Here is a 17,306-nt window from a genome sequence, read left to right on the forward strand (position 1 = left end):
CTTTCAATCACAAAGAGGAGAAAGACAATGACTGAAACAAAACAAATGGCATTTCGTGAAGCAATCAATCTTGCAATGACAGAGGAAATGCGAAAAGATGAGACGATTTTTTTGATGGGTGAAGATGTTGGCATCTACGGTGGTGACTTCGGCACGTCTGTCGGCATGTTTGAGGAGTTTGGTCCTGAACGAGTCAAGGATACCCCAATTTCAGAAGCGGCAATTGCAGGAAGTGCTATAGGTGCTGCGATAACTGGTCTTCGTCCGATTGTTGATGTGACCTTTATGGATTTCATCACTATTGCGCTTGATGCCATTGTTAATAACGGCGCTAAAAATAATTACATGTTTGGTGGTGGTTTGAAAACGCCAGTGACCTTCAGGGTGGCATCGGGTTCTGGGATTGGTTCTGCAGCGCAACACTCACAGTCTCTGGAAGCTTGGTTGACTCATATTCCTGGCATCAAGGTTGTTGCACCAGGAAATGCTAATGATGCTAAAGGACTTCTAAAATCAGCTATTCGAGATAATAATATCGTAATTTTCATGGAGCCAAAGGCGCTTTATGGCAAGAAAGAAGAAGTCAGTTTGGATTCTGATTTTTATTTGCCACTTGGAAAGGGTGAGATTAAGCGTGAAGGAAATGATTTGACCATTGTTTCTTATGGTCGCATGCTGGAACGTGTCCTTCAAGCAGCAGATGAAGTGGCAGCTGACGGTATTAACGTTGAAGTCGTTGATCCGCGGACGCTTATTCCACTTGATAAGGAGTTGATTATCAATTCTGTTAAAAAAACTGGAAAGCTCATGCTGGTTAATGACGCTTATAAGACAGGTGGTTTTATTGGAGAAATAGCTGCGCTGGTTACAGAAAGTGAAGCTTTTGATTACCTTGATTATCCGATTGTACGTTTGGCAAGCGAAGATGTGCCAGTACCATACGCACGTGTTTTGGAAGAAGGTATTTTGCCAGATGTTGCTAAGATTAAAGCAGCCATTTATCAGATGGCACGTAACGGTCGTAAATCTTGAAAGGAGTCTCTGTGGTAAATGAAATGATTATGCCAAAGGCATCTGAAATTGGAAAAGTTCGTGCCACACCAGCTGCTAGAAAGATGGCACGTGAGCGCGATATTAATTTAGAAAAAATCAGTGGTAGTGGCGAAAATGGACGAATTCACAAGGAAGATGTCGAACAATTTAGCAAGATTTGTGTGACGCCTCTAGCTCGTAGAATTGCTAAGGACAGAGGTGTTGAACTTGAAAAGATAGTTGGAACAGGTGTTTCTGGCAAGATTACTAAGGAAGATGTTTTAGCAAGTCTAGGTGAAACTGTTGCTCAAAAAGAGGGCAAGGGCAGCCAAGTGTCACATCAACCTGTAGCTGTGTCAGATACATCACTTGCCAGTGACGGAGTTGAGATTGTTAAAATGTCTGCCATGCGTAAAGCCATTTCAAAAGGAATGAGTCAATCATATTTTACGGCGCCAACTTTTACGCTTAATTATGATATTGATATGACGAATTTGATTGCTCTTCGAAAGCAACTTGTTGAACCAATTAAGGAAAAGACAGGCTACAAGGTCACTTTCACTGACTTGATAGGGCTTGCTGTGATTAAGACCTTGATGAAGGAGGAACACCGTTTTCTTAATGCTTCTTTGGTTAATGATGCTCAGGAAATTGAAGTGCATCATTTTGTCAATCTTGGAATTGCTGTTGGACTTTCTGAAGGATTAGTGGTTCCTGTGATTCATGGCGCTGAACAGATGAGCTTGTCAGACTTTGTGGTAGCTTCAAAAAATGTTATTGAAAAAGCACAAGCTGGCAAATTGAAATCAGCAGACATGTCTGGCTCAACTTTCACCATAACAAATCTTGGAATGTTTGGAACCAAGTCATTTAATCCAATTATAAATCAACCAAATTCGGCGATTCTCGGCATTTCAGCGACCATTGATACACCTGTTGCTCATGAGGGTGAAGTGGTTATTCGACCAATTATGGGAATGAGTTTGACCATTGACCACCGCTTGGTTGACGGAATGAATGGTGCAAAATTCATGCTGGATTTAAAAGCACTTCTTGAAAATCCGCTGGAATTATTAATTTAGCTAATGAACTGAAAAGAAAGGTAATTTATGGCAATAGAAATTATCATGCCAAAGCTTGGCGTTGACATGCAAGAAGGCGAAATCATTGAATGGAAAAAAGTGGAGGGCGATTCTGTTCAAGAAGGCGATATTTTGCTTGAAATTATGTCTGACAAGACAAATATGGAAATCGAAGCCGAAGACTCTGGAGTACTTTTGAAAATTCTTCACGAGGCTGGTGAGGTTGTCCCAGTCACGGAAATCATTGGCTACCTCGGTGCTGAAGGTGAGGTGGTCGAGAAAATTGAACAAGCCACAGCAGACTTAACTGCAGCAGGATTGGAAGTACCTAAGGAAGTGGCGGCTGAGGCGACTTTTGAACAAAAAGTTCCGCTTGCAGCTGATGAGTATGACATGATTGTGGTTGGTGGAGGTCCTGCAGGCTATTATGCAGCTATCCGTGGTGCCCAACTTGGAGGAAAAATTGCAATCGTTGAAAAATCAGAGTTTGGCGGTACCTGCCTAAATGTTGGCTGTATTCCAACCAAAACTTATCTTAAAAATGCTGAAATCCTTGATGGGTTAAAAATCGCCGCTGGTCGTGGTATCAATCTAGCCTCAACTAGCTACAGTATTGATATGGATAAGACAGTTGCGTTTAAAAATTCTGTTGTCAAAACACTGACAAGTGGTGTTCGTAGCCTTTTGAAAGCCAATAAAGTAACTATCTTTGAAGGACTAGCCAAAGTCAATCCAGACAAGACAGTTGTGATTGGATCGCAAGTGATTAAAGGACATAGTATCATTTTGGCAACAGGTTCAAAAGTATCACGCATTAATATTCCAGGTATTGATTCTCCACTTGTTCTGACCTCTGATGATATCCTTGATTTGCGAGAAGTACCGAAATCATTAGCTGTCATTGGTGGTGGTGTTGTTGGAGTTGAACTTGGCTTGGTTTGGTCGTCTTACGGCGTTGATGTGACCGTTATTGAAATGTCAGACCGCATTATTCCAGCAATGGACAAGGAAATCTCACAGGAATTGCAAAAAATTCTGACCAAAAAGGGGATGACTATTAAAACAAATGTTGGAGTGTCAGAAATTATTGAGAAAAACAATAAGCTTGAGTTGACGCTGACAAATGGCGAGAAAATCCAATCAGACAAAGCTCTGCTATCGATTGGACGAGTTCCACAACTGCAAGGTCTTGAAAATCTCAACCTTGACATGGAAGGCAATCGCATCAAAGTTGATGCTTATCAAGAAACGTCAATCTCTGGTATTTATGCCCCTGGTGATGTCAATGGTCAAAAAATGCTAGCACACGCTGCTTATCGTATGGGAGAAGTGGCTGCTGAAAATGCTCTACGTGGTAATCATCGCAAAGCCAATCTCACATATACTCCAGCAGCGGTTTATACTCACCCAGAAGTTGCCATGGTTGGAATGACAGAAGAGGCTGCGCGTGAACAATATGGTGATATTTTGATTGGAAAGTCTAGCTTTGCTGGTAATGGACGAGCTCTTGCCTCTAATGAAGCACAAGGTTTTGTTAAAGTCATTGCTGACAGCAAGTACCATGAAATTCTTGGGGTGCATATTATTGGACCATCAGCAGCTGAGCTCATTAACGAAGCGGCAACGATTATGGAAAATGAATTGACCGTTGATGATGTTGTCCAAGCCATCCATGGACACCCGACCTTTTCTGAAAACATGTATGAAGCCTTCCTAGATACCATTGGTGAAGCCATCCATAACATGCCAAAGAGATAGATTGATTTGCGCTATGATTTAGCAAGTTAGCATAAATCAAAAAGAGTATGAGATAGAATTCTCATACTCTTTTATGACTCTAAACTATTTAGATTTCCTCTTCAACGAGTTTGTTTGAAGTTTGTGTTTTAGCGAGGTAAACGCCTGTCAACGTGATGATAATAGCGATAATAGATTGCAGGTTTAAATGTTCTTGGAAAATGACCCAAGCGTAAAGAGCTGCAACGACGGGTTGTGATAGAGTGATTAATGATGACAGACTAGCATTGACTTTTCCTAGGCAATAAGCGAGCAGTCCTTGTCCTAAAATTTGTGACACAAGAGCTAGTGCCAAAAGTGGCCAGAGTTCTTCAAAGTTTTTAGGCACGTAAAAACCTTCTGTAAAGAAGATAACAGCAGCCAATACGAGCAATGTTCCAAAAGCACTGAGGAACATGATAACATTTGATTTGACCGTATCACGTAGCTTGTAAACGGTAATCATGAACATCGCGTAAAAGACTGAAGCACCTAAGCTCATTGAATCGCCAAGAAGTCTTTCAGGTGACACAGTGACTTTATTTGCCATAAGGACAAAAACGCCTAGTAAAGTAACAAGTCCACCTAAAAGAAATTTTGGTGTCATTTTTTCTTTGAACAGAAAATAACTGACTGGAATCACCGTAAATGGTGTTAGATTAACGAGCAAATTTGAATTTGCCACAGTTGTGTAAGAAAAAGAACTGTTCCAAAAAGTCAAATCCCCTGCTAGAAAAGCGCCTGCTAAAACGATAGTGACAACTTGTTTATAGCTGAGTGATTGCAAATCTGATTTCTTGATAAAAGGCAGTAACATTGGGATAGAAAATAAAACTCGGTAAAAGCCAGTGTTGATTGGTGGCAATGGGCTGAGTTTTACAAAAATACCACCTGTTGCCAAAAAACAGATTGCTAAAAAGATTAGAAAGATGTATTTTGCTGAGTTACAGCGGTTGTTATTCATGTATTTTTTCACCTCGTGTAAAATTTTAAAGGATAAGTGGTATAATAAAAAGTACCAGTATTTAAAAATTTTTAGGTGCCACTTTGGAGGGGAAATGATTCATTTAGATAGAACCGCAGGTGCTAGCCCACTGTACCAGCAGATTTACCAGCAAATCAAGGCAGATATTTTGCAGGGCTATTTATCACCTGATGAGAAACTTTTAGGGACAAGAACGCTTGCTAAAATGCTTGAGGTCAGTCGAAATACTGTTGATAGAGCTTATGTGCAATTGACCTTGGAAGGATATATTGAAAGCCGTCAAAATGCAGGCTTTTATGTTTTGAAATTACCAAAATCGTTTAAATCAGAGAAAAAATTTAGCGAGCAAGTTCCGACGAATGAGGACTGTGTTTCTGATGAAGAGATTATTTATGATTTGACAAATAGTAGCCATACCAGCAATTTATTTCCCAAAAAAGTGTGGAAAAAACATTACTTAAATGCGCTTGATGAGTTGGATGATGCTGAGAAGTTGTCGACACTTCAGCCGTTTCAAGGCGAATATAAACTCAGAAAAGAGATTAGTCGTTATTTGGAACGTATTCGTGGGGTTAGGTGCCACCCGAGCCAGATTATTATCACGAGTGGTCTTCAGCAGTCGTTAGACTATCTTTGCCAGTTTTTAGGAAATACGCAAGAAAGTGTTTTGATGGAAGACCCAAGTTATCCTAAAGCGCGTGCAACTTTTAAGAAAAACCATTATAAAATTATGACAGCTGAGGTCGATGACAAAGGGCTTGATTTGACAAAGGTTGACAAAAATGCCGCAATCAAAATGATTTACACAACACCGTCGCATCAATTTCCACTGGGGATGATTATGCCCATATCAAGGCGTCAAGAGCTTTTAACGTTTGCAAAAGAAAGAAATTCTTTCATTATCGAGGATGATTATGATAGTGAGCTCCGCTATTATCAAAGACCAATTCCAGCTCTTAAATCGATTGACTACCTTGATCGTGTGATTTACTTGGGGACTTTTTCAAAGATATTATCGCCATCTTTTCGTATGGGCTACATGGTTTTGCCAGAACAGTTTACGGAAAAATTCTTAGAAAAAGGGAAACTTTATAATAGTACCGTTAATCTTTTGAACCAAATCGCGCTTGCTAATATCTTATCAAGTGGTGATTATGACCGCTTGGTTCGTAAGATGAATCATGTTTTTAAGAAACGTTATGAAGCATTTAAACAGGAATTCCAAAAATTTAAAACACCGATAGAGTTGTCTTCAAACGTTAGTGGTCAGTATTTTTTGTTGCACTTATCAAATGGGATGCAGCAGGATGAGTTGATTAAAAAAGCTGAAAAAGAAGGTGTCCGAGTTTATGACACCATGCAATTTTGGCAAGAAAAAGCAGCCTGCCCTCAGGAAAGTCTTTTTCTAGGTTTTAGTAAAATTGATTTGGAAGATATTCCGGACTGCGTTAGTCGCCTTAGAAAGGCATGGGAGAAGTAGTGAGCATATTAAGAGACGGTGGGGTAGGATTCTGATATACTAAGCCTAATGAAAATGAAGGAGCTTTCATATGAAGTATATCGTCAATAAGTCTCATAATCCTGCCTACAATATTGCGTTAGAAGCTTACGCTTTTCGTGAATTGTTAGCTGAAGATGAGCTTTTCATTCTTTGGATTAATGAGCCTGCGATTATCATTGGCAAACACCAAAATGCTATCGAAGAGATTAACAAAGCTTATACAGATGAGCATGGCATTCATGTAGTCCGTCGCTTGTCAGGTGGCGGTGCGGTTTACCATGACCTCAATAATTTGAATTACACGATTATTTCTAATAAATCACAAGAAGGTACCTTTGATTTTAAGACCTTTTCAAGACCTGTCATTGAAACCTTAGCTGATTTAGGGGTGACAGCGACTTTTACTGGTCGTAATGACATTGAAATTGATGGCAAGAAGTTTTGTGGCAATGCGCAAGCTTATTTCAAAGGAAGGATGATGCATCACGGCTGTCTATTGTTTGATGTTGATATGACGGTGCTTGAAAATGCTCTGCAAGTTTCAAAGGATAAAATTGAATCAAAAGGTGTTAAATCAGTGCGTGCGCGTGTGACAAATATCTTAGATGAATTGTCAGAAAAAATGACTGTTGAAGCATTTTCAGACCAATTACTTAACAAAATAAAAGAACAATACCCTGACATGACGGAGTATGTTCTTTCTGAAGCTGATTTAGAAAACATTCAAAATCTAGCCGATAACCAATTTGCCACTTGGGATTGGACTTACGGACAATCACCAGAATATACTATTAAGCGTTCAGTTCGTTATCCAGCAGGAAAAATTACAACATACGCCAATATTGAAAAATCAGTTATCAAAGGAATTAAAATTTATGGAGATTTTTTTGGTATCAATGACGTGGCTGAGGTCGAACAATCCTTAATCGGACTTCGATACGACTATCTTGACGTTCTAAAAAAACTCCAAACAATTGACACCACTAAATATTTCACTAATATAGCCCCACAAGAAATCGCGGAAGCAATCGTGGAATGACAAAAGACCCAGCTAGCAATTACTAGCTGGGTTTTATAGTTCTGTAAAAATTATGTTTTTTGGTGTTGATAAATTCTAAGTTATACCGTCATATGTTAAATTTACTTTTATATGCTACAAAATGTTATTTTTCGGTTTCTTCTTGCATCAGCTTAAGAAAGAGTTTGGTACTTGGTGATTGGGTACTTTGCTTTTTCCAGAGAATCTGAAGTGAATCGTTTTTTTGAGTCGCAAATGGAATAAATTTTAGTTCAGAATCAGTGTAGGCAGTGTTGATAATATCACCGAGACAAATCGCAATACCAAGTCCAGCTTTGACTAGAAGTGACGCGTTGTAGAGAAGATTATAGGTTGCAACGATGTGATAGTCGCCAAGTCCAGCTAGCTCTCGGAGGTCATTATTGGTTTGAGCAGAAGTGATTAGTGGATAGGACAAGATATCTGCTAATTCAACTTTATCAAACTTAGTCAACGGATGATTTTTGGGGACCAAGACTCCCCATTGGTCACGATTTTTAAAAGTAAGCGCATTGTATTTTCGATTGTCAAAATCACCGATTGTGATGCCTAAATCGTAGACTCCTTTATTCAAATGTTCCAAAATGTCATCAGCGTTTCCGCTACGAATGTGAATACGAATCTCAGGGTACTGGTCTGTCATTTTTTTGATGACAGTTGCGACAATATCAAGTGAGTGAGTTTCAGCAGCGCCGATGTAAATTTCTCCAGAAATCTCTTCTGATTTTCGAATATTATTTTCTGTTTTTTCGACTAAAGCAAGAATTTCGATGGCACGATTGTAGAGGTATTGCCCATCATCTGTCAATTGAATTTCTCGGCTGCCACGGTGAAAAAGTACAGTATCAAGTTCTTCTTCCAAATCTTTGATTTGGCGTGATAGTGTCGGTTGTGTCACGTGTAAGGTGTTTGCCGCATTTGAAATACTTTTCGTTTGGACAATGGTTACAAAATAATTGAGGACGCGAATATCCATGTTTTTCTCCTATGCATTTTAACTATATTAAGTATGTAATATAAGTATTTGCTATGTTTATTGTAGCGTGTTAGAGTATTTTTGTAAATTAAAAAATAAAAATCCTTGACTTGGAGTCGACTACAAGGTGTAGACTAAGTGACGTTTCGGTCCTAGAAGGACTTTGAAAATGGAGGGATAAAAATGAAAATTATTAATCAAGAATTATTGACTGGTGAGCGTGCTTGTTTTAAAGCAGAAAATACAAAAATCACTCAATCAGTTTTTGCGGACGGCGAATCACCTTTAAAAGAAAGCCGCAATATCATTTTAGAAAATGATATTTTCCGTTGGAAATACCCGCTTTGGTACTCAAAACATGTTACAGCTGAAAATGTTCAGCTACTTGATACTGCACGTTCTGGAATCTGGTATACGCATGATATTAAAATCAAAAATAGTGTCATTCAAGCTCCCAAGACTTTCCGTCGCAGCTCAGCTATTGTTCTAGAAAATGTTCAAATGCCAAATGCCCTAGAAAGTTTGTGGTCATGTGAAGAGGTTAGATTAACAAATGTTAATGTGACTGGTGACTATTTTGGCATGAATAGTAAGAATGTTAAGCTTGAAAATGTGACTATTACTGGTAATTATTGCTTTGATGGTGCTGAAAATGTGGAAGTCTCAAATAGTACTTTGCTATCCAAAGATGCTTTTTGGAATTGTAAGCATGTGGTTGTACGTGATTCGACAATCGTTGGCGAATACCTTGCATGGAATACCGAAGACATTACTTTTATCAATTGTACGATTGAAAGTAATCAGGGGCTTTGTTATATGAAGCATGTTACGCTCGATAATTGTAAATTAATCCATTCAGATTTGGTCTTTGAGTACGTTGAGGATTTGCAAGCAGACATTAAGTCAGACATTATCAGCGTTAAAAATCCAATTTCGGGTTCAATTGTAGCTGACAATATCGGTGAGATTATTTTTGATGACCCTAACATTGATAGCAATAAAACTAAGATTAGCTTGAGAGAGGCTGTGTGATACGTGAAAAAATATCATTTTGATAAAATTGTCAATCGTCGTAAAGTGAATTCCTATAAATGGGATGTTGGTGAGGATGAACTCCCGATGTGGGTTGCAGACATGGATTTTGACACAGCTCCAGAAATTAAATGTGCTATTCAGACACGTTTAAATCAGGGTGCTCTTGGTTACAATACCGTGCCGGATTCATTTTTTGAGTCTTATATTTCATGGTGGGAGCGTCGACATGGTTTCACGCTTAAAAAAGAGTGGCTGATGTTTTGTACAGGTGCTGTTCCGGCGATTTCATCAATTGTCCGCAAGATGACGAAAGAAAATGACAAAGTCTTGCTCATCACGCCAGTCTATAACATTTTTTACAATTCTATCTTGAACAACGGTCGTGAAGTTTTAGAGAGTCGCATGCTGTATGAGGATGGAAAGTACAGTATCGATTATGAGGATTTGGAAAATAAGCTGGCGCAAGATGAGACGACTTTGATGATTTTTTGCAATCCACACAATCCAACAGGTTATGTTTGGACAAAAGCTGAGCTCGAAAAAATTGGTCAACTTTGTCTAAAACATGATGTTCTTATCTTATCAGACGAAGTGCATTGTGATTTGACACATCCAGGTAGCAAGTATACGCCTTTTGCATCAGTATCAGAGGCTATTTCAAATATCAGTATGACTTGTATGGCACCGTCAAAAGCTTTTAATATCGCAGGTCTGCAAACATCAGTGATTTCTGTGCCAAATGAAACCCTTCGCAAGCAAGTCAATCGTGGCATCAATACAGACGAAGTGGCAGAACCAAATTCATTTGCTATTCAAGCGACAGAAGCAGCTTTCAATGACTCTGAAGAATGGTTAGATGAATTGAATCGCTATTTGGCAACTAACCGCGCCTATCTAATTGAGCAAGTGAGTGAGACTTTCCATGAAATTAAAATCGTTGAGGCAAAGGCGACTTACCTTGCCTGGCTTGACTGCTCTGCTATTTCACAAGATACAACAGACTTATGTGACTTTATCCGCCACGAAACAGGCTTAATCTTATCAAGCGGTGAGATTTTTGGTGGCAACGGGAAGTCATTTATCAGATGGAACTATGCTTGCCCGCTTGAGCTATTAATTGATGGTGTGGAGCGTTTTAAAAAAGCAGTTAGAAAATATAGCGAGCAGTAAATGAAAAAATATCTAAGGATTTTGTTCATTGTGATGGCTGTGCTTTTATCAGCTTGCCAGCCAAGTCAGCAAAATCACATACATAAAAAGGTTTCAGGTGAAAAAATGATTAAAGTAAGTGTAAATAATAAAACGTTTAAACTTCTTTTAAATGATTCGACTGCCGCGCGTGAGTTTCGAGACAGTCTTCCTTTGACGTTAAAGATGAGCGATGTCAACGGCAATGAAAAATATGCTGTGCTAGATAGAGACTTCACTTCAAATAACCACCGAGCTGGAAAAATCCATTCAGGTGATTTGAAATTGTGGGCTGGTAACGGTTTGGTCTTGTTTTATGACGATTTTTCATCGAGCTATTTCTACACTGATTTAGGAAAATTAGTGGATAGTAGCGGGCTTACAGACAGTCTCGGACACGGTAATGTTACAGTGACATTCGAAGAGGAGAATTAGTATGGCATTTCTTGTAACGATTGCTGGCGAAAGCTTTGAGTTGATTTTGGAAAATAATGCTAGCGCGAAAGCATTTGCCAAACTTTTACCACTTGAGCTTGATATGGCTGATGTTAATGGCAATGAAAAATTTTATTTATTAGCTGACCACTTGCCACGCAAAGAACAATGCTCATGCTCGATTAAAACAGGTGACTTATTGCTCTGCCAGACGAATGAACTGACCTTTTTCTATGATGATTGCAAGACTTGTTTTAAATACACTTATCTAGGGCATATCAAAGACACGACCAACTTTAGCAAAGCCATGGCTGGAAAAAACGTTACTGTTGTTTTTGAGGAAAAGTAGGATAGTCTTGACCGCTTCGAGAAATTACTGCTTATTTTTGCTATAATGTTTGAAAAAAAGAAATGATGGGGTGGCAACCTATGACAAAAATGAGACGTCGTGACCGTGAAGTGACTGACTTGACAGAAATCAAAGCTATTGTTGAGAAAAATATGATTTTGCATTTAGGGCTTTTTGATGAGGAATTTCCTTACGTTGTCCCTTTGCATTATGGTTATGAGTACCGTGAAGAAACTGACCAGTTTATTTTTTACACACACGGTGCGAGACAAGGGCATAAAATTGATTTAATCCACCAAAATCCCAATGTTTGTGTTCAGATTGAGGGAGAAGTGGTGCCTGATTACGACTATGACGTGCCTTGTAAATACGGTGCTTTCTTTAGTTCGTTTATCGGACGTGGAAAAGCAGAGTTTCTCGAAGATTCAGAGCAAAAAGCCTACGCCCTTAATCTACTCATGCAGCACCAAGCTGGCAAAACATTTGAATTCACTGAAAAAATGACAAAACCAGTCGGCGTGATTAAGATTGTGATTGACCAATATTCCGCCAAAGCTAAGACAATGATGCCTAAAAAATAATAGAAAAACAAGGCTGAGACAAAAAGTGTCCAGCTTTTTTGGGTTAATAAAGGTAGAAAATTAAAAAATACTCTTGACCTAGAGTGAGCTCCAAGGTATAAAGTATAGGTGATATTAAAAAGAGGAGGAAATTATGGAAAGTGACGTAGTCGCAACACAGCAAAACACGTATTTTTTTAGCAATCGTGATTTAGCAAAATTGTTCATTCCTTTGATTATTGAACAAGGTTTGGAATATCTGGTGGGCTTAATTGCCTCGATTTTGGTTTCAAGAGTTGGTGAAGCAGCAGTGTCAGGAGTATCCTTGGTTGAATTTCTTATGGCGCTCTTTATCAGTATTTTTGCCGCATTTGCAACGGGTGGTGGCATTGTTGCAGGTCAATACTTAGGTGACCGTGATAGTAAAAATGCTAATAAAGCTGTCAATCAGTTGGTCAAATTCACATTGTATTTTAGCTTAATGATCACTATTTTGATTTTTGCGATTAAGCCATTTATCTTAAGTCATTTATTTGGAACGATTACACCTGAGGTTCATTCGCAAGCAGATCGCTACTTTAATATTGTTGCTTTATCAACACCGTTTATTGCTCTTTATAATTCGGGTGCAGCGATTTTTAGAACCTTAAATAAATCACGCTTGCCGATGAATATTATGCTAGTCATGAATGGATTGAATATTTTAATGGGGATTAGTCTGATTTATGGCCTTGGATGGGGTGTTGAAGGAGTAGCTGTACCGATTCTCTTTTCACGTGTTGGCGCAATGATTTTAGTGCTTTGGTTTGCCTATCATCTAACGTCTGAATTGACTTTAGGAAATTTTTTGAAAGAAAAAGTTGACTGGAAAATGATTAAGAAGGTTCTTAGTATTGGACTACCATTTGGTTTTGAAAATGGTATGTTTTTCCTTGGACGTTTGATTGTCTTATCTTTTGTGTCACTTTTTGGTACAGCTGCCATCGCTGCAAATTCGGTTGGTGGAACCATTATCATGTTTCAAGGATTGCCGGGTATTTCAATCGTATTGGGCTTAGCAGTCATTATTTCAAAATGTGTTGGTGCTGGAGATTATGTGCAAGCAGAATATTACAAACGTAAAGTTAGCCGAATCATCCATATTACAAATGCTTGTTTTTCAGCTGCTGTTATAGCTTTAATGCCTTTGTTAATGAAATTATATGATCTATCAGCACAAGCAACACACTATGTTTGGATTATTGTCCTTGCTCATGGGATTTTAGTCAGCCTTTTTTGGAATTCTGGCTATGTTTTACCTGTTGTCTTTCGTAGTGCGGGTGATGCGAATTTCCCAATGGTCATCAGTATTTCTTCTATGCTTTTAGTTCGTGTAGTATGTGCCTACTTTTTTTCTGTTAACCTTGGTATGGGGATGCTAGGAACTTGGGCGGCTATGTTTCTAGACTGGTTTGTTAAAGGAATTATTTATGAAATCCGTTACCATAAGGGGACATGGAAAAATTATAAGTTAGTGTAAGAAAAGATTTCCTCACTAGTTTGGTGGGGAATTTTTATTGGAAAACTATGCTTTTTAGGCATTGAATATATCAAATATAAGTATTTGTAATAGGCAGCATTCCTTGTTATGATAATGGTAGAAGTTAAGGAAAGGAAGTGTCGAATGCAGAAAACTTCAAACCGTTCATTGGTTTTACTGTTAACAATCGGTGTATTTGGGATTCTGAATACAGAAATGGGGATAACGGGTATCTTGCCACATATTTCTGAGCATTATGGTATTTCCCTAACTACAGCCAGTCTGTTGGTATGTGGATTTGCTTTAGTTGTGGCTATCGCAGGACCAACCATGCCCCTACTGTTTTCAAAGGTCAACCGAAGGTCTGTTATGCTTTTGGCTACCGGTGCTTTTGCTTTGAGCACTATCGTTTCGATTTTTGCGCCAAACTTTACTGTTTTACTGATTGCGCGTGTTTTACCAGCAATTTTTCATCCTGTATATGTTTCTATGGCAATGACGGTTGCAGCTACATCTGTTCCTGAAAATGAATCGCAAAAAGCAGTTGCTCAAGTTTTTATGGGAGTTTCAGCTGGAACGCTGCTTGGAGTGCCAGTTTCTAATTTTTTAGCTAGCCAATTCTCGCTCAGCTTAGCCATGCTTTTCTTTGCTGTTATTAATTTACTTGTTTTTATCGGAACCATAGTTTTAGTGCCATCGATGCCAGTGACACGTGGCTTGTCTTATGGACAACAATTAAGCATTTTAAAACGAAAAACAATATGGATTTCTATTATAAGCGTTATTTTATTGAATGGAGCTGTGCTTGGTTTTAATTCCTATATGTCAGATTTCTTAGCGACTTTCTCACAAATCAACGTTAATCTAATTGCCTTGGTTTTGTTAAGTATTGGCTTGGCTAATATTATCGGTAATGCTCTGGCTGGAAAATTCTTAGACAAAAATGCTCATCAATTATTGATTAGTTTACCGCTCGTCCTAATTATTAATCTAGCTTTACTGTTTTTCTTTGGAAATCGAGCACTAGCAATGATGATTTTAGTTGTCATTTTTGGAATGTTTGGTGGACTTGCAGGAAATGTGAATCAATATATGATTTATAGCGTTGGTGAAGATGCACCGGATTTTGCTAACGGCTTATTTTTAGCAGCTGCCAATCTTGGTGTGACTGTCGGGACATCGTTTACAGGTAAATTTATTGACATTGGAAATGGTAGTCAGTTTAGTATCTGGGGAAGCATCATAATGTTGCTATTTGCTTTCTTAACAATTCAAATTCGACAGAAGTGGCTTTCAAACAAATAACTTTATTGAAATTTTGATAAATCACCTTGACTTAGAGCGGACTTCAAGGTGTAGAGTAACTATTAGGGAAAGATTTAGAAGCTTTTGCCGATAAATTTTTTAAATTATTTTAGGTTAGTGTTACACTTTAAGTAACATCATAAACACACATGAAAAGGAGAATAAGATGACTGAACAATTACATTTGGTACAAGAATGGGATAAAGTTTTCCCAAAAAGTGACAAAGTTGACCACAAAAAAGTGACTTTTCATAATCACTTTGGTATTACTTTAGCTGCTGATATGTATATTCCTAAGAATGCTTCAGGAAAATTACCAGCACTTGCTGTGTCAGGACCTTTTGGTGCGGTGAAAGAACAATCTTCAGGACTTTATGCGCAAGAAATGGCAGAGCGTGGTTTCTTGACAATTGCTTTTGACCCGTCTTACACAGGAGAATCAGGCGGTACTCCACGTTATATGCAATCTCCAGACATTAATACCGAAGATTTCCAAGCAGCTGTTGATTATCTATCAACGCTTGAAAATGTTGATGCGGATAAAGTTGGTATCATCGGTATTTGTGGTTGGGGAGGCATTGCCCTTAATGCAGCAGCGATTGACCCACGTATCAAAGTAACAGTAGCCTCAACTATGTATGACATGTCTCGAATTGCTGGAAATGGTTATTTTGATTCAGCTGATAATGAAGAAGCACGTTACCAAGCTCGTCTAGCTCTTGCAAATCAACGTACCAAAGATTATCAAAATGGTGATTACGCTCTAGCTGGTGGTGTGGTTGACCCTCTTCCAGACGACGCACCGCAATTTGTCAAAGATTATTATGCTTATTACAAACAACCGCGTGGTTATCATGCACGTAGCCTTAATTCTAATAATGGCTGGGCAGTTCAAGCAAATACAAGTTTCCTAAATACGCGTTTCCTTCATTACACTGATGAAATCCGCAATGCAGTACTTGTCGTTCATGGTGACAAGGCTCACTCATATTACATGGGTAAGGATGCCTTTGAAAAATTAACAGGTAATAACAAGAAGATGATTTCTGTCGCAGGTGCAAGTCACTGTGACCTTTATGACCAAAAAGATATCATCCCATTTGATGACATTGAAAAATTCATCAACGAAAATCTATAATTGAGTTTATAGCATTCATAAATTAACTTTCTTTGCGAATAAAAAAACTTCCGTCTGTTAAGGCGGAAGTTTTTAGTTTAACGAAGTAATTCTTGATAAAGAGCAACTTCGTCATCTTCAGCAACGTTGAAAATAATTTTCTTAACGTATTTACTTTGTGCCAAGAAATTTTTGACTGTATTTACAGCGATTCTAGCAGCATCTTCGTTAACGAAATGTTTATCGTGATTTGTTGCTAGCGACGCTAGTGCTACAGACTCTAACTGATTTTTTTCAGCTAAGGTCAAGCAAGAAAGATAACTTTGTGCAAGTAAATCAGCATCAGATTCTGTCAAATGTTCATTGATAGCTGGTCCAACAGTGTGGAGAATGAATTTTGCTGGAAGATTATAACCAGGTGTGATTTTAGCACTGCCTTCTGGTTCGTCATGTCCTTGATCCTTCATCAGATTGTAGCATTCCAAACGTAGTTGAACACCAGCGTAAGTATGAATCGTATTGTCAGCACATTCGTGAAGAGGTTGGAAACAACCAAGCATTTGGCGGTTTGCCATATTGACAATAGCATCAACCTGAAGACGTGAAATATCTCCTTTCCACACATATAATCGATCATCTGTGGCGAGAGGTTGAATGTGATTTAAAAAGACAACAACGCGCTCAGCTTTTTTTAATTGAAGATAGTCATTTTGCATAATCAAAAAGCGTGTTGAAACAGCCATAGGCGGTCTAACATTGAGAAGAGCTCGCAAAAGTGCTTCTTGTCCAGGTAAATCTTCAGGCACATCGATAGCTTTGAATTGTGGATTTTCCATAATCAGGTAATCTAAAAGGAAGTTTACCATTTCTTTCTTAGTCATACGGACTCCTTACTAAATATATAAAATCGCTTACTCAGATTTTAGTATATCACCTTTTTAACGAATTCGCATTAAGAAAAAATAGACTTTCTTAGCCTATTTTTTGATAATCATCTCAATAACTTTAGTAAGTTTTTCTTCTTGAAGTTCAGGATCTTGTACAGGTTCCTCAATGACTTGATTGATTTTGTTTCCGATGACAATGCCGATTGTACGATTGATACTTGATCTGACTGCTGTAAGTTGAGTCACGATATCTATGCATTCTTGCTCTTCGTCAATCATTTTTTGAATGCCACGTAGCTGCCCTTCAGCACGTTTTAAACGATTGAGAATATCTTTTTTATCTGTTTTCATGAGGCCTCCTTTTTCATATATTATACCGGTGGTAGGTATAATTGTCAAACTTGAAACCTTTTCGTTGACAGAATAAAAACCTCTGTGATATTATTCTTTTATACCTATAGGGGTATTTTTTCAAAAGGAGGAGAAGCTCATTTTTCTTAAA

Annotated in this window: 17 protein-coding genes; 13 read left to right on the top strand and 4 right to left on the bottom strand. The window is 38.3% G+C overall.

All coding sequences use genetic code 11. The annotated features are described in order from the left end of the window. The first annotated feature begins 27 nt into the window (after window positions 1-27). From ACN0NP_RS08485 to lpdA, 3 genes are read left to right on the top strand one after another with little or no spacing between them, the layout of a single operon-like run. Window positions 28-1,032 (top strand): alpha-ketoacid dehydrogenase subunit beta, encoded by a 1,005-nt coding sequence (locus ACN0NP_RS08485; RefSeq protein ID WP_423217157.1) that lies wholly within the window; start codon window positions 28-30, stop codon window positions 1,030-1,032. 23 nt (window positions 1,033-1,055) lie between these two features. After that, window positions 1,056-2,114, top strand: coding sequence for a dihydrolipoamide acetyltransferase (locus ACN0NP_RS08490; RefSeq protein ID WP_423217679.1), 1,059 nt, complete (start codon window positions 1,056-1,058; stop codon window positions 2,112-2,114). A gap of 27 nt (window positions 2,115-2,141) precedes the next feature. Further along, on the top strand, window positions 2,142-3,872 hold the full coding sequence (gene lpdA / locus ACN0NP_RS08495) for a dihydrolipoyl dehydrogenase (RefSeq protein ID WP_423217158.1): 1,731 nt from the start codon (window positions 2,142-2,144) through the stop codon (window positions 3,870-3,872). Between the two features lie 88 nt (window positions 3,873-3,960). Here the strand turns inward: lpdA and ACN0NP_RS08500 are convergent, their stop codons facing one another. After that, on the bottom strand, window positions 3,961-4,854 hold the full coding sequence (locus ACN0NP_RS08500) for a DMT family transporter (RefSeq protein ID WP_024344683.1): 894 nt from the start codon (window positions 4,852-4,854) through the stop codon (window positions 3,961-3,963). Window positions 4,855-4,948: 94 nt separating this feature from the next. On the opposite strand from ACN0NP_RS08500, the gene ACN0NP_RS08505 reads away from it, so the two are divergent. After that, a complete protein-coding gene (locus ACN0NP_RS08505) occupies window positions 4,949-6,355 on the top strand; it encodes a PLP-dependent aminotransferase family protein (protein ID WP_423217159.1) in 1,407 nt (468 codons plus the stop codon). Window positions 6,356-6,425: 70 nt separating this feature from the next. Then, entirely contained in the window at window positions 6,426-7,415 is a 990-nt protein-coding gene (locus ACN0NP_RS08510; RefSeq protein ID WP_423217160.1) for a lipoate--protein ligase, read from the top strand. A gap of 124 nt (window positions 7,416-7,539) precedes the next feature. Here ACN0NP_RS08510 and ACN0NP_RS08515 read toward each other — a convergent pair whose 3' ends face one another. Then, the gene (locus ACN0NP_RS08515) at window positions 7,540-8,409 is read right to left on the bottom strand and encodes a LysR family transcriptional regulator (protein ID WP_423217161.1); all 870 of its coding nucleotides are present in this window, start codon (window positions 8,407-8,409) and stop codon (window positions 7,540-7,542) included. A 183-nt stretch (window positions 8,410-8,592) separates the two neighbouring features. Here ACN0NP_RS08515 and ACN0NP_RS08520 point away from each other — a divergent pair, with 183 nt between their 5' ends. From ACN0NP_RS08520 to ACN0NP_RS08555, 8 genes are all read left to right on the top strand, one after another. Continuing rightward, on the top strand, window positions 8,593-9,441 hold the full coding sequence (locus ACN0NP_RS08520) for a DUF3737 family protein (protein ID WP_074451099.1): 849 nt from the start codon (window positions 8,593-8,595) through the stop codon (window positions 9,439-9,441). A 3-nt stretch (window positions 9,442-9,444) separates the two neighbouring features. Further along, window positions 9,445-10,614, top strand: a complete 1,170-nt coding sequence (locus tag ACN0NP_RS08525; RefSeq protein ID WP_423217162.1) for a MalY/PatB family protein — start codon at window positions 9,445-9,447, stop codon at window positions 10,612-10,614. 105 nt (window positions 10,615-10,719) lie between these two features. Then, complete coding sequence (locus tag ACN0NP_RS08530; RefSeq protein WP_423217163.1) at window positions 10,720-11,067, top strand: cyclophilin-like fold protein; 348 nt, start codon at window positions 10,720-10,722, stop codon at window positions 11,065-11,067. A 1-nt stretch (window position 11,068) separates the two neighbouring features. Then, the gene (locus tag ACN0NP_RS08535; RefSeq protein ID WP_039698338.1) at window positions 11,069-11,416 is read left to right on the top strand and encodes a cyclophilin-like fold protein; all 348 of its coding nucleotides are present in this window, start codon (window positions 11,069-11,071) and stop codon (window positions 11,414-11,416) included. Between the two features lie 80 nt (window positions 11,417-11,496). Next, window positions 11,497-11,997 (top strand): pyridoxamine 5'-phosphate oxidase family protein, encoded by a 501-nt coding sequence (locus ACN0NP_RS08540; RefSeq protein WP_423217164.1) that lies wholly within the window; start codon window positions 11,497-11,499, stop codon window positions 11,995-11,997. A gap of 133 nt (window positions 11,998-12,130) precedes the next feature. Next, window positions 12,131-13,495: an MATE family efflux transporter gene (locus tag ACN0NP_RS08545; RefSeq protein WP_423217165.1), complete on the top strand. Its 1,365-nt coding sequence runs from the start codon at window positions 12,131-12,133 to the stop codon at window positions 13,493-13,495. Between the two features lie 144 nt (window positions 13,496-13,639). Next, complete coding sequence (locus tag ACN0NP_RS08550; protein WP_423217166.1) at window positions 13,640-14,800, top strand: MFS transporter; 1,161 nt, start codon at window positions 13,640-13,642, stop codon at window positions 14,798-14,800. Between the two features lie 166 nt (window positions 14,801-14,966). Next, window positions 14,967-15,938 carry an alpha/beta hydrolase gene (locus ACN0NP_RS08555; protein WP_423217167.1) on the top strand — a complete coding sequence of 324 codons (972 nt, stop codon included), beginning with the start codon at window positions 14,967-14,969 and terminating at the stop codon, window positions 15,936-15,938. A 77-nt stretch (window positions 15,939-16,015) separates the two neighbouring features. Here the strand turns inward: ACN0NP_RS08555 and ACN0NP_RS08560 are convergent, their stop codons facing one another. Then, window positions 16,016-16,798 (bottom strand): protein-ADP-ribose hydrolase, encoded by a 783-nt coding sequence (locus ACN0NP_RS08560; protein ID WP_024344694.1) that lies wholly within the window; start codon window positions 16,796-16,798, stop codon window positions 16,016-16,018. Between the two features lie 96 nt (window positions 16,799-16,894). Further along, entirely contained in the window at window positions 16,895-17,155 is a 261-nt protein-coding gene (locus ACN0NP_RS08565; protein ID WP_423217168.1) for a metal-sensitive transcriptional regulator, read from the bottom strand. Window positions 17,156-17,306 lie beyond the last annotated feature (151 nt).

The organism is Streptococcus equinus (assembly GCF_049393805.1).
Classification (GTDB): domain Bacteria; phylum Bacillota; class Bacilli; order Lactobacillales; family Streptococcaceae; genus Streptococcus; species Streptococcus equinus.